We start from the raw sequence: 13328 nt of genomic DNA, 5'->3' as shown, positions 1-13328 counted from the left end.
AGCGTCAATGCAGAGCCCAGCTCTAAGTAGGTCCTATGCAATTCATACCGAATAGCGCGTGGAAAATTACCGGCTTCGCCAATGAAATCAGCCCGGCTTATCGCCAGAAATTATTGTCGCTCGGCATGCTGCCGGGATCTTCATTCAACGTCGTCCGCGTGGCGCCTCTCGGCGATCCTATTCATATCGAAACTCGCCGCGTAAGCCTTGTGCTGCGCAAAAAAGATCTCGCGCTGGTGAATATCGAAGCCGTTGCCTAACGGCGGGTGAGCATCCGCGCTTTTTGCACATTCAACGAAGTTCACGAATAAAATGAAAAACTTAACCATAGGTTTAATCGGCAACCCTAACTCGGGTAAGACCACGTTATTTAATCAGCTGACGGGTGCCCGCCAGCGCGTGGGAAACTGGGCTGGCGTCACCGTAGAACGTAAAGAAGGTCAGTTTTCCACCCTTGAGCACCAGGTGACTCTGGTTGATTTGCCCGGCACCTACTCACTCACCACCATTTCGTCGCAAACTTCGCTTGATGAGCAAATCGCCTGTCACTACATCCTGAGCGGCGATGCCGATCTGTTAATCAACGTAGTGGATGCTTCAAACCTTGAGCGTAACCTGTATCTGACGCTACAGCTGCTCGAGCTGGGCATTCCGTGCGTGGTTGCGCTTAATATGCTGGATATCGCCGAGAAGCAGGCTATTCGCATCGACATCGACGCGCTGGCCGCTCGCCTTGGCTGCCCCGTCGTGCCGCTGGTGTCTACTCGCGGGCGTGGCATTGAAAGCCTGAAACTCGCCATTGACCGCAAGCAGCCCAACGAGAAAAACGAGCTGGTGCACTATCCTCAGATTTTGCTGCAAGAGGCAAAAAGCCTGGCCGAAGAGATGCCGCAGGAAATGCCGGTGACACAACGCCGTTGGCTGGCGCTGCAGATGCTGGAAGGGGATATCTACAGCCTCGCTTATGCAGGCAATGCCACAGACAATCTTGACGCGGCGCGCGCGCGCCTCGCTGAAACCGTTGACGACCCCGCGCTGCTGATCGCAGATGCCCGTTACCAAAGCATCGCTTCGATTTGCGATGCGGTTAGCAATAGCCTGACCGCCGAACCCAACCGGCTGACGGTGGCAATGGATAAAATCATCCTCAATCGTTACCTCGGCCTGCCGATCTTCATGCTGGTGATGTACCTGATGTTCCTGCTGGCGATTAACATCGGCGGCGCGCTGCAGCCAATTTTTGATGGCGGCTCGGTGGCGATATTTATTCACGGCATTCAGTGGCTCGGCTATACGCTGCACTTCCCGGACTGGCTGACGATTTTCCTGGCCCAGGGCATAGGCGGCGGGATCAATACCGTGCTGCCGCTGGTACCGCAAATCGGCATGATGTACCTGTTCCTTTCCTTCCTCGAAGACTCCGGTTACATGGCTCGCGCGGCCTTTGTGATGGATCGCCTGATGCAGTCGCTGGGGCTGCCGGGTAAATCCTTCGTGCCGCTGATTGTCGGCTTCGGCTGCAACGTGCCTTCGGTCATGGGGGCCCGTACGCTTGATGCTCCGCGCGAAAGACTGATGACCATCATGATGGCGCCATTTATGTCCTGCGGTGCGCGTCTGGCGATTTTCGCGGTGTTTGCCGCCGCATTCTTCGGCCAGCAGGGTGCGTTGGTGGTGTTCTCGCTTTATATTCTCGGCATCGTGATGGCTATTCTTACTGGCCTGATGCTGAAGCACACCATCATGCGCGGCGAAGCCTCACCGTTCGTGATGGAGCTGCCGGTTTACCACGTCCCTCACCTCAAGAGCCTGATCCTGCAAACCTGGCAGCGTCTGAAAGGCTTCGTGCTGCGCGCCGGTAAGGTCATCGTGATCGTCAGTATTTTCATCGGTGCCCTGAACAGTTTCTCCTTTAGCGGCAAGCCGGTAGATAACATTAACGATTCCGCCCTTGCATCCGTCAGCCGTGTGTTAACCCCTCTGCTGAAGCCGATCGGTGTCCACGATGACAACTGGCAGGCCACCGTTGGGTTGTTTACCGGCGCGATGGCAAAAGAAGTGGTAGTGGGTACGCTGAATACCCTTTATACCGCCGAAGATATCCATAACGAGGAGTTTGATGCCGCAAGCTTTAATCTGCTTGATGAGCTGGGCGCCGCAGCCGATGAAACCTGGCAGGGGCTGAAAAATACCTTCAGCCTGAGCGTGCTGGCAAACCCGATTGAGGCAAGCAAAGGCGACGGCGAAATGTCCTCCGGGCCGATGGGTGTGATGAGCAGCAAGTTTGGCAGCGAAGCCGCAGCCTACAGCTATCTCATTTTCGTTCTGCTCTATATTCCGTGTATCTCGGTGATGGGCGCGATTGCCCGTGAATCAAGCCGGGGCTGGATGACATTCTCGGTACTTTGGGGGCTGAACATCGCCTATTCGCTCTCTACGCTGTACTACCAAAGCGTCACCTTCAGTGAGCACCCTCAGTTCAGTCTGATCTGTATTTTGGCGGTCGTGTTGTTCAACGTCCTGCTGCTGGGCGGCCTGCGCCGGGCCCGCAGCCGCGTTGACGTCTCGCTGCTGGCTACCAGAAAAACGCAGTCATCCTGCTGCCAAAGCAGCGCCGGCGACTGTCACTAAGGAGCGATGATGGCAAGCCTGATTGATATCCGTAACGCCCTGGCGCTTCAGGGCCGCCTGGAAGCGAAGCAGATAAGCCAGCAGCTTGCCACCCCTCTGCCGCTGGTAGCCGCAATGCTCGATCGTCTGGAAGCGATGGGGAAAGCAACACGCATCAGTGAAGACCCGAGCAGTTGCCTGACGGGAAGCTGCAAAAGCTGTCCAGAAGGGAAAAAGTGCGCACGGGAGCTTTGGGCACTTCGTTAAAAGAAAGGGCGGGTCATCCCCGCCCGGCTTCATGAAATGCGTGTTATTTCGCTATCTTGTAAACATCCGCAGTAGCGCGAACGTTTTTAGTATACTTCTCGGCGCTGGTCACCACGTAATAGTCACCCCCCAGCTTATCGGCTTTCTTAACCAGATCGCGCTTCGCATCCATCGGAGCGGAAGTTTTATCCGTTACGATCGTGCCGATCTTCGTTAATTTCATGCCCGCAACTTTATCTTTCTCAAGCTCTTTAGCCGCAAAAGCGCCAAAGGAAACAGCACCAACCAACAATCCAGTAACAATGCCTGTTATCAATTTCATAGCCAGTACTCTCCGTAGGTATCTGCTTTTTTAGTAACCGGGACTCATCCCGCAACGGTTTAATTATTCACCCTTCGCAAGGTGAATAATTGAGTATTGGCACAAAATGCTTTTTTCGCCACAGATGAACAACTTACCGCCCCTGGCTTGGTTCCCACTCCCGTATCGCCTGGCAAAACTCCGCCGGATGAGAGATAAACGGCGCATGGGCGGCCTTGTCGAAGATAACCGAGCTGGACTGCGGCCACAGAGCATCCAGCAGAGGTACCACTTTACGTGGCACAAGCCCGTCCAGTCTGCCATACAGGCGTAAATGTGGTACTGCTGATGCGGCAAGCCCCGTGCGCAAATCGGCGGTTCTCAGGATCTCAAGCCCTCCATTAAGCACGGACACCTCCGGCATCGGCTGCTCCAGAACGACGCTTTTCAGCAGGCGAGCATCCTGACGCGCGGTTTCCGTCCCCAGGGTTTGCAGCGCCAGAAAACGCTCCACGGTACGCTGAAAATCCTCGCTTAGCTGCTGCTGGAACCCGGCCAGCACCTCCGGCTTAATGCCCGGCCAGCCTTCTGCGGCGGTAAAACAGGGTGAGGAAGCCACCGTCACCAGCGCCTTCACACGCTCAGGCCTGACGAGTGCGGCCTGACTAGCGACCAGTCCGCCCAGGCTCCAGCCAAGCCAGAGGGCGCGCTCAGGAGCTTTAGCCAGCACAACGTCGGCCATTTCCTCCAGCGTCAGCGCACCAAACCCCTTGCTCCGACCATACCCCGGCAAGTCGACCAGATGCAGCCGAAATTGCGAGCCGAGTTCTGATTCTATGTTGTGCCAAACCTCCGCATTCAGCCCCCATCCGTGCAGCAGCACAAGATCGTTTTTTCCTTCACCTTTTGTTTGCCACCACAGGTCGCTCATCGGTTACCGTTCTCATTTTCATCAGTAAGGAGAACGCTATGCTAACAATCCCTGGCCGCTGTTGGCTATGCCAGTTACCGCTTGCCTGTTCAGGCTGGGGGATTTGCTCATGCTGCACCACTTCGCTCGTTAAGCCGCAGGCCTGCTGCCCGCAATGCGGTTTACCGGCCCTGAGCGGGAGTTTGCCCTGTGGTCGCTGCCTGCAGCGAATGCCCGAGTGGGACGCAATAACCTACGTGACCGACTATCTGCCGCCGCTAAGCACATTGATTCATCACCTGAAATTTACCGGTACGCCCTCGCTCGCCCCGGCTTTGGCACGCCTGCTGCTGCTACGCATTTTGGCGTCCAGGCGAGAGGGACGTATTCAAATGCCCGATAGCGTGCTGAGCGTGCCTTTACACCACACCAGAGCGTGGCGACGGGGCTACAACCAAAGCGCACTTATTGCTACTCCACTTGCTCGCTGGCTGGGTTGCAAGTATTTCCCTTTTGCCATCAAACGTATACGTTCTTCACCGGCGCAGCACACGTTAACGGCCAAAGAGAGAAAGAGGAATTTGAAAGGCATCTTTAGGGTTGAAATCCCGGTGGCGGGTCGCCATATGGCTATTGTGGATGATGTCGTGACGACGGGTAGTACTGTTGCGGAGATAGCGCGATTGCTGAAAAAGCAGGGCGCAGCGACTGTCCAGGTATGGTGCCTGTGTCGAACCTTGTAGACCCTCGACGATGGGCGTATTATAACCGACTAAAATAGTCAACTATTGAGCAATCGTTATGATCCGTATTTCCGATGCTGCACAATCCCACTTTGCCAAGCTACTGGCAAATCAGGAAGAAGGGACGCAAATCCGCGTATTCGTTATTAATCCTGGCACCCCGAATGCGGAGTGTGGTGTGTCTTATTGTCCGCCGGATGCGGTTGAAGCGACCGACACGGCGCTGCCGTTTGAGCAGTTAACGGCCTATGTTGATGAGCTGAGCGCCCCTTACCTCGAAGACGCCGAAATCGACTTCGTTACCGATCAGCTCGGTTCCCAGCTGACGCTGAAAGCCCCTAACGCAAAAATGCGTAAAGTGTCTGACGATGCGCCGCTGATGGAGCGCGTCGAGTACATGCTGCAGGCGACCGTTAACCCACAGCTGGCCGGCCACGGCGGTCGCGTTACGCTGATGGAAATTACCGATGAAGGCTACGCCATCCTGCAGTTTGGCGGCGGCTGTAACGGCTGTTCTATGGTCGACGTAACACTGAAAGAAGGGATTGAGAAACAGCTGCTGGCTGAGTTCCCTGAGCTGAAAGGCGTGCGTGACCTGACCGAACATCAGCGCGGTGAGCACTCTTACTATTAGTTTGACCCTCACCCTCACCCTCACCCTCACCCTCTCCCTAAAAGGGAGAGGGGATAGATCGCGAAACCTGAGACGTATCTACGCTTTCTTACGCCGCTTATCCAAATCCTTCAGCAACTTATTCACCCGTTCATCGGCAAACATTGCCTCCAGCGAGCGCGTTAGCTTCCGGCGCCAGTTTTTATACTGATCGCTGGTGCCAGGGATATTCACCGGCTCGGCCATGTCCAGCCAATCCTCCGGCTGCAGCCCCAGCAGTGCGCTATGGCTGTCGGCGATATAACGCTGCATTCCACGGTTGAGGGTGTCGGTCATCGTCATTAGCGCCGCTTTATGCCCGGCCCGCTTCGGCAAGCAGCCGTACTTATGCAAACCCTCCAGCAAGCCTTGTTTAGCTCGCTCACGGTCTTCATACAGCCCCGCCAGCACCTCTTCGTCAGGATAAAGCCCCAGCGTTTTGCCCAGCGTTAAATCTCCGCTATTCCAGTAGCCACGCAGCGTGGGCAAGTCGTGAGTCGTGGCGACCGCCATCGACTGCCTCGGCCATGAGGCTGGAGCCTTAAACTGTTTCTCGCCATCGTGCTCGAAGTACAGCACTTTGTAAGAATAAACGCCGCTGTCGCGAAGCTTACCGACAATTTCAACCGGCACGGTCCCTAAATCCTCACCAATCACCATGCAGCGGTGACGCTGGCTCTCAAGCGCAAGGATAGACAGCAAATCGTCGACCGGATACTGGACGTACGCGCCCTTATCCGCCGTTTCGCCGTAAGGGATCCACCATAGCCGCAGCATCGACATCACGTGGTCAATACGCAGCGCGCCGCAGTGGGTCATATTGGCGCGCAGCAGTTCGATAAACGGTTGATAGCCGCGAGCAGCCATGACATGGGGATCCATCGGCGGCAGCCCCCAATTTTGGCCTAACGGGCCGAGGATATCCGGCGGCGCGCCAACGGAGGCTTTCAGACAGTAAAGCTCGCGATCACACCAGGTCTCGGAGCCGCCTTCAGCAACGCCCACCGCAAGGTCACGATAAAGGCCAATCGGCATCCCGTCTTGCTGGCTGGCATCCCAGCACGCCTTAAACTGACGCCAGGCCAGATACTGCAGCCAAAGCCAGAAGTTAACCTCATCCCGATGCTGCTCGCAGAACTGCTTCACTTCCGGGCTATGGGCGTCGCGATAGCCTTCAGGCCACACCGGCCAGCCCCAGCGCATAGGATCTTCGTTAACCTGACTGGCATGAAGCGCATCATAGGCGGCCTGGTAGAACAGCCCTTCTCCCCCTTCAGCAACGAACCTGTCAAACGCGACCACCAGTTCATCGCTGGATTTACGCAGCGAGAACTGCTGCCAGGCTAAACGAAGCGCCGCAACTTTAAGTGACGTAACGGCGGAATAATCCACCCACTCGACATCTCTCACGTCCTGAAGCTGTTTCTGCACGGCGGATTTTTTCCACCACGCCTGCGCCGCTTTGCTGTTTTGGAAATCTTCTACCGCGTTGACGTCGATATAGATGACATTCAACCAGCGGCGTGACGAAGGGCTGTACGGGCTGGCGCTTTCCGGGTTCGCGGGATAAAGCGAATGAATCGGGTTGAGGCCGATAAATGCCCCGCCACGCTTTGCCACATCCGCCAGCATCTGCTTCAGGTCACCAAAATCGCCGATGCCCCAGTTCGCCTCAGAACGCAGCGTATACAGCTGCACGCACGCACCCCACAGTTTTTTGCCCTGCAATAAGGCATCCGGCTCATAACAACGCGGCGGCGCGACGATAACCCGACTCGCCCAGCTTTGTTTTTGTTGGGTCACCATCAGAGAGTGATATCCCTCAGGCAACTTCGTCGGCAGCGATAATTTCTTGCCGCCGGAGGCATGCCCGTGATGGACATATCCTTCTTCGGTAGTCAGCTGCCAGCTAAACTCCCCTTCGCCTTCCAGCGTCAGCTGCATCCGCTGTCCCGCGGTGAAAACCTGCACAACGGGCACCGGCGTGGGTACCTGCTTCGGCGCGGCGGTGCGATTCATGGCTTCGAGCAGGCGCAGCTTTGTCTCGGCAGGAATAGCCTGCGGTTTGCCGTGGGCGTTGATATAGTTCGGGCTGATACCGGCCGCCAGCGCGGCGCTATCAAGACGTTTACGTTCCATGGCGCTCCCTTAGCGTTTTGCCTGCCAGATACGTTGCTGATAATCGCGAATCGAACGATCGGAGCTAAACATGCCGCAGCGGGCGCTGTTCAGAATGGCCGCGCGCGTCCACGCCTCCTGGTCGAGATAAAGCTTGTCGGCGAGCTTCTGCGCTTCGGCATAGGCGGTAAAGTCCGCCATCACCAGATAAGGATCGCCGCCCTCTTTGCCGATGCTGTGCAGCATCTGGTCAAAGGCGTGCTTATCACCCTCGCTGTATTTGCCCTGCTCCAGCTCTTTAAGGATCGCATCCAGCACTTTATCTTTTTTGCGCCATTTCACCGGGTCATAGCCTTTGGCTTTCAGGGCTTTAACCTGCTCGACGGTGTGGCCAAAAATAAAGATATTCTCTTCACCCACTTTCTCGGCGATTTCAACGTTAGCACCGTCCAGCGTCCCCACCGTCAGCGCGCCGTTCAATGCCAGCTTCATGTTGCCCGTGCCGGAAGCTTCTTTGCCCGCGGTCGAAATCTGCTCGGAGATATCGGCCGCCGGGATCATGATCTCCGCCGCAGAGACGCAGTAGTCCGGCAGGAAAACGACCTTCAGCTTGTCGCCCACCAGCGGGTCGTTATTGATCGCCTCGGCCACCTTGTTGATCGCAAAGATAATATTTTTTGCCAGGTAATAGCCCGGTGCCGCCTTCGCGCCAAACAGGTAAACGCGCGGTACGCGGTCTGCTTTCGGGTTTTCACGGATCTCTTTGTACTGCGCCAGGATATGCAGCAGGTTGAGATGCTGGCGCTTGTATTCGTGCAGACGCTTGATCTGCACATCGAACAGCGCATCCGGGCTAATCACAATCCCGGTACGGGCCTTCACAAAGGCCGCCAGCTTCACCTTGTTCTGGTATTTGATTTCGCGCCAGGTCTGGCGGAATTTGGCGTTATCGGCGTGCTTTTCCAACCCTTCAAGCACGTCGAGATTATTCGCCCACTCTTTTTTCAGCGTCTTGTCGAAAAGCGCGGCAAGCGCAGGGTTGCACTGCTTGATCCAGCGACGTGGCGTAATGCCGTTCGTGACGTTGTGGAATTTGTTCGGCCACAGCTGGTGGTATTCCGGGAACAGATCTTTAACCACCAGCTCAGAGTGCAGCGCGGCAACGCCGTTAACCGCAAAGCCACCCACCACGCACAGGTTTGCCATACGCACCTGTTTGTTATGCACCACGGCGAGCTTCGCCCAAACGGCCTCGTCGCCCGGCCAGGTTTTATCGACCAGCAGCTTAAAGCGCTTGTTAATCTCATTGATGATTTGCATATGGCGTGGCAGCAGCGCTTTCACCAGCTTCTCGTCCCAGCACTCCAGAGCTTCAGGCATCAGGGTGTGGTTGGTGTAGGCGAACGTTTGACTGGTCACCGCCCAGGCCTCATCCCAGCTCAACTGATGCTCGTCAATCAGCACACGAAGCAGCTCCGGGATTGCGATAGTTGGGTGAGTATCGTTGAGTTGGATCACTTCGTAATCCGCCAGCTCGGCGAGCTTGCGCCCCGCCAGATGATGACGGCGCAGAATATCCGCCACCGAGCAGGCACACTGGAAATACTGCTGCATCAGGCGCAGCTTTTTGCCGTTCAGGTGATTGTCATTCGGGTAGAGCACCTTGGTTAGCTTCTCGGCGTCAATGCCCTGCTGCTCGGCCTTAAGGAATTCGCCGTCGTTAAATTTCGTTAAATCAAAGGGATGGGCATGCTTTGCCTGCCACAGGCGCAGCGGCTGTGCCACGCCGTTTCGGTAGCCCAGCACGGGTAAATCCCACGCTTCGCCCTGGAAAATAAAGGCCGGTTCCCAGCGCTGATTTTTACCGTTTTTAACCACTTTACCGCCGATCCCAACCTGCACGTCCAGCGCGCTGTTGTGCCGGAACCAGGGGTAGCTGCCGCGCTGCCAGTCGTCCGGGGCTTCCATCTGCTTGCCGTTCTTAAAGGACTGGCGGAACAGGCCATATTGATAGTTCAGGCCATAACCGATGGCCGATTGCCCGACCGTGGCCATTGAATCCAGGAAACAGGCCGCCAGTCTCCCCAGCCCGCCGTTGCCTAAGGCCGGATCCGTCTCTTCTTCCAGTAAATCGGTGAGGTTAATCTGGTAACCCTTCAGTATATCGCTCACCTCAGTGAACCAGCCCAGGTTAAGCAGGTTATTCCCCGTCAGACGCCCGATCAGAAACTCCATCGAGATGTAGTTTACGTGGCGCTGTTTGGCTTCAGGTTTTTCTGCTGGTTGAGCCGCTAAAAGCTCGGCAAGCGCACCGCTAACCGCATGCCACCACTGATGCCGGGTCATTTCACTGGCATCAGTGAGGCCATAACGCTGCCACTGGCGCGTCAGAGCGGACTGGAACTGTTCTTTACTGAAGATCGGCTGTGACATAGGAAATCGGTCCTGTAATGTTCGAAAATCATTACCCGTTAGTGTGCCGGGCAGCCTGGGGGACTTCCTCCTCCCGGCGCGGATTACGCGGGGAGGAGTAGCGAGGATGAGTGAAAAATGTGATCCCTGCCACTCGACGCTGCGATGTAACAGGTTTCAGCCGCGTTGCCATAAGGAGTGGGCAATCGCATTCATGAAAAAAATGGAACTGTGACAGGGTGCAACTTACCGAGAATAGAAAGTTCAACAACCTTGCAATAAAAAGCATTCTGGCAGACCTTATCCGTAAGCATTAATTACGAAGCGTAAAAAAAATCGCATCCTTGAACATTTCCCTCCATGATTCCTTCTGCAGTGCGGTAAGACTGCCTTGCAGCGCGGAATACGTTGGGGAAATTTATACACAGTGAAGTGATCAACTATGTTAATCCCATCCAAATTAAGTCGCCCTGTTCGGCTGGAAAACACTGTGGTTCGCGACCGCCTGTTGGTAAAGCTTTCGACTGCCGCCAACTATCGCTTAGCGCTGATCGCCAGCCCTGCCGGTTATGGTAAAACTACCCTGGTCTCACAGTGGGCGGCCGGGCGAAAAGAGCTGGGCTGGTACTCCCTTGATGAAGGGGATAACCAGCAGGAACGCTTTGCCAGCTACCTGATTGCTGCCGTGCAACACGCTACCGGCGGCCACTGTGTCAGTAGCGAAATCATGGCGCAAAAGCGGCAATATGCCAGCCTGTCTTCGCTCTTTTCCCAGTTGTTCATCGAACTGGCGGGATGGGACAAGCCGCTATATCTGGTCATTGACGATTACCACCTGATCGCCAACCCGGTGATCCACGAAGCGATGCGCTTTTTCATTCGCCACCAGCCGGAAAACCTGACGCTGGTGATTCTGTCGCGTAACTTACCGCAGCTTGGCATTGCCAACCTTCGCGTACGCGACCAGCTATTGGAAATCGGTAGCCAGCAGCTCGCTTTCACGCATCAGGAAACCAAACAGTTCTTCGATAACCGCCTGGCAACGCCTATCGAGCAAGCGGACAGCAGCCGCCTGTGTGATGACGTTGCGGGCTGGGTCACGGCACTACAGTTAATTGCCTTGTCCGCTCGCCAGAGCAACACCCCGGCTCAACATTCTGCGCGCCGCCTGTCTGGCATTAACGCCAGCCATCTTTCAGATTATCTGGTGGATGAAGTCCTGAATAACGTTGATGCCGATACCCGCAACTTCCTGCTGCGAAGTTCTATTCTGCGCTCGATGAATGACACGCTGATAAGCCAGGTGACAGGCGAAGAAAACGGCCAGATGCGTCTGGAAGAGACCGAGCGCCAGGGCCTGTTCCTGCAGCGCATGGATGATTCCGGCGAATGGTTCTGTTTCCACCCGCTGTTTGGCAGTTTCCTGCGCCAGCGCTGCCAGTGGGAGCTGGCCGCAGAGCTGCCGGATATTCATCGGGCGGCCGCTGAAAGCTGGATGGCCCAGGGCTTCCCAAGCGAGGCCATTCACCACGCGCTGGCGGCGGGAGATGCCAATATGCTGCGCGACATCCTGCTGGGACACGCATGGGCGCTATTCAATCACAGCGAACTGACGCTGCTGGAAGAGTCGCTTAAAGCGCTGCCGTGGGAAAGCCTGCTGGAAAACCCCAAACTTGTACTGCTCCAGGCCTGGCTGATGCAAAGCCAGCACCGCTATAGCGAAGTGAACACCCTGCTGGCGAGAGCCGAGCAGGAAATGAATTTGGTTATCGACGACACGCTACATGGCGAATTTAATGCCCTGCGGGCCCAGGTTGCCATCAACGCGGGCGATCCTGCGGAAGCCGAGCGCCTGGCGATGGTGGCGCTGGAAATGCTGCCGCTGGCCAATTTTTACAGCCGTATTGTCGCCACTTCGGTTCACGGCGAAGTGCTGCACTGCAAGGGCGACCTCACGAAGTCGCTTTCCGTTATGCAGCAAACAGAGCAAATGGCTCGCCGCCACGATGTCTGGCACTACGCGCTGTGGAGTCTGATTCAGCAAAGCGAAATTCTGCTGGCTCAAGGTTTTTTACAGGCCGCATGGGAAACGCAGGAAAAAGCCTTTGTGCTGATTCGCGAGCAGCACCTCGAGCAACTGCCGCTGCATGAGTTTTTACAGCGTATCCGCGCCCAGCTGCTTTGGGCATGGGCCCGGCTGGATGAAGCCGAAACGGCAGCCCGCAGCGGAATGGAGGTGCTTTCCAGCTTCCAGCCGCAGCAACAGCTGCAGTGCCTGGCGCTGCTGGTGCAGTGCTCTCTGGCACGCGGTGACCTGGATAATGCTCGCAATCACCTTAACCGCCTTGAAAATTTGCTTGGGAACGGTCCCTGGCACAGCGACTGGGTCTCCAACGCCGATAAGGTGCGGGTGATCTACTGGCAAATGATTGGCGATAAAACGTCGGCGGCCAACTGGCTGCGTCAGACGCCGAAGCCTGAATTTGCCAATAACCACTTCTTGCAGAGCCAGTGGCGTAACATTGCTCGCGTACAAATCCTGCTGGGCGAGTACGATCCGGCGGAAATGGTGTTGGAAGAGCTAAACGAAAACGCCCGCAGCCTGCGCCTGATGAGCGACCTTAACCGCAACCTGCTGCTGCTCAACCAGCTGTACTGGCAGTCGGGGCGTAAAAGTGATGCTCAGCGCGTGCTGCTGGAAGCGCTGTCGCTGGCAAACCGCACCGGATTCATCAGCCACTTCGTGATTGAAGGGGAAGCGATGGCGCAGCAGCTGCGTCAGCTTATCCAGCTCAACACGCTGCCGGAGCTGGATCAACACCGCGCCCAGCGTATCCTGCGCGAGATAAACCAGCATCACCGCCATAAGTTTGCTCATTTTGACGAAAGCTTTGTGAACCGCCTGCTCAACCACCCGGAAGTGCCGGAGCTTATCCGCACCAGCCCGCTGACACAGCGAGAGTGGCAGGTACTGGGGCTGATTTATTCAGGTTACAGCAACGAGCAGATCGCCGGAGAGCTGGACGTCGCGGCAACGACCATTAAAACGCATATCCGAAATCTGTATCAGAAACTGGGCGTGGCGCATCGTCAGGATGCGGTACAGCATGCGCAGAAATTGCTGAAGATGATGGGGTATGGGGTTTAGCTACCTAACCAGGACTGGGGAGTTAAATGCAGCGCCAAGCGTACTTTGGCCTGTATTTGGGAAATATGTAAAGCGCAATAATTTGAAGATATTACATCTGTAAGTTCGCTGTTGTTCCGTTCACCCGTAGATCAATTTTCCCTGCTCGTTCAGAGCACGGTGAACGC

Annotated in this window: 10 protein-coding genes; 6 read left to right on the top strand and 4 right to left on the bottom strand. The window is 56.0% G+C overall.

The features are described 5' to 3' along the window. The first annotated feature begins 35 nt into the window (after window positions 1-35). The 3 genes from feoA to feoC are packed head-to-tail and all read left to right on the top strand — an operon-like array spanning window position 36 to window position 2877. Window positions 36-260 (top strand): ferrous iron transporter A, encoded by a 225-nt coding sequence (feoA, locus tag CNE01S_RS16335; protein WP_061277359.1) that lies wholly within the window; start codon window positions 36-38, stop codon window positions 258-260. 52 nt (window positions 261-312) lie between these two features. Continuing rightward, window positions 313-2631, top strand: coding sequence for a Fe(2+) transporter permease subunit FeoB (gene feoB, locus CNE01S_RS16330; RefSeq protein ID WP_061277358.1), 2319 nt, complete (start codon window positions 313-315; stop codon window positions 2629-2631). Between the two features lie 9 nt (window positions 2632-2640). Beyond that, complete coding sequence (gene feoC, locus CNE01S_RS16325) at window positions 2641-2877, top strand: [Fe-S]-dependent transcriptional repressor FeoC (RefSeq protein WP_061277357.1); 237 nt, start codon at window positions 2641-2643, stop codon at window positions 2875-2877. Window positions 2878-2920: 43 nt separating this feature from the next. On the opposite strand, the gene CNE01S_RS16320 is transcribed toward feoC, so the two are convergent. Both CNE01S_RS16320 and bioH read right to left on the bottom strand, forming a co-directional pair. Then, complete coding sequence (locus tag CNE01S_RS16320; RefSeq protein ID WP_061277356.1) at window positions 2921-3199, bottom strand: YdgH/BhsA/McbA-like domain containing protein; 279 nt, start codon at window positions 3197-3199, stop codon at window positions 2921-2923. 133 nt (window positions 3200-3332) lie between these two features. Beyond that, entirely contained in the window at window positions 3333-4109 is a 777-nt protein-coding gene (gene bioH, locus CNE01S_RS16315) for a pimeloyl-ACP methyl ester esterase BioH (protein ID WP_061277355.1), read from the bottom strand. Between the two features lie 38 nt (window positions 4110-4147). On the opposite strand from bioH, the gene gntX reads away from it, so the two are divergent. Both gntX and nfuA read left to right on the top strand, forming a co-directional pair. After that, on the top strand, window positions 4148-4831 hold the full coding sequence (gntX, locus tag CNE01S_RS16310; protein ID WP_061277354.1) for a DNA utilization protein GntX: 684 nt from the start codon (window positions 4148-4150) through the stop codon (window positions 4829-4831). A 58-nt stretch (window positions 4832-4889) separates the two neighbouring features. Then, window positions 4890-5465 (top strand): Fe-S biogenesis protein NfuA, encoded by a 576-nt coding sequence (nfuA, locus tag CNE01S_RS16305; RefSeq protein WP_008457887.1) that lies wholly within the window; start codon window positions 4890-4892, stop codon window positions 5463-5465. A gap of 78 nt (window positions 5466-5543) precedes the next feature. Here the strand turns inward: nfuA and malQ are convergent, their stop codons facing one another. Both malQ and malP read right to left on the bottom strand, forming a co-directional pair. Beyond that, window positions 5544-7622 (bottom strand): 4-alpha-glucanotransferase, encoded by a 2079-nt coding sequence (gene malQ, locus CNE01S_RS16300; RefSeq protein ID WP_061277353.1) that lies wholly within the window; start codon window positions 7620-7622, stop codon window positions 5544-5546. Window positions 7623-7631: 9 nt separating this feature from the next. Then, on the bottom strand, window positions 7632-10034 hold the full coding sequence (malP, locus tag CNE01S_RS16295) for a maltodextrin phosphorylase (RefSeq protein ID WP_061277352.1): 2403 nt from the start codon (window positions 10032-10034) through the stop codon (window positions 7632-7634). A gap of 421 nt (window positions 10035-10455) precedes the next feature. Between malP and malT the strand changes: the two genes are divergently transcribed. After that, a complete protein-coding gene (malT, locus tag CNE01S_RS16290) occupies window positions 10456-13161 on the top strand; it encodes an HTH-type transcriptional regulator MalT (RefSeq protein ID WP_061277351.1) in 2706 nt (901 codons plus the stop codon). The last annotated feature ends 167 nt before the right edge of the window (window positions 13162-13328 follow it).

Origin of the sequence: Cedecea neteri NBRC 105707 = ATCC 33855 (assembly GCF_001571265.1) — a bacterium.
Classification (GTDB): domain Bacteria; phylum Pseudomonadota; class Gammaproteobacteria; order Enterobacterales; family Enterobacteriaceae; genus Cedecea; species Cedecea neteri.
The sequence above is the reverse complement of the archived record's forward strand: the minus strand, read 5'-3'. Positions and strand labels throughout refer to the sequence as shown.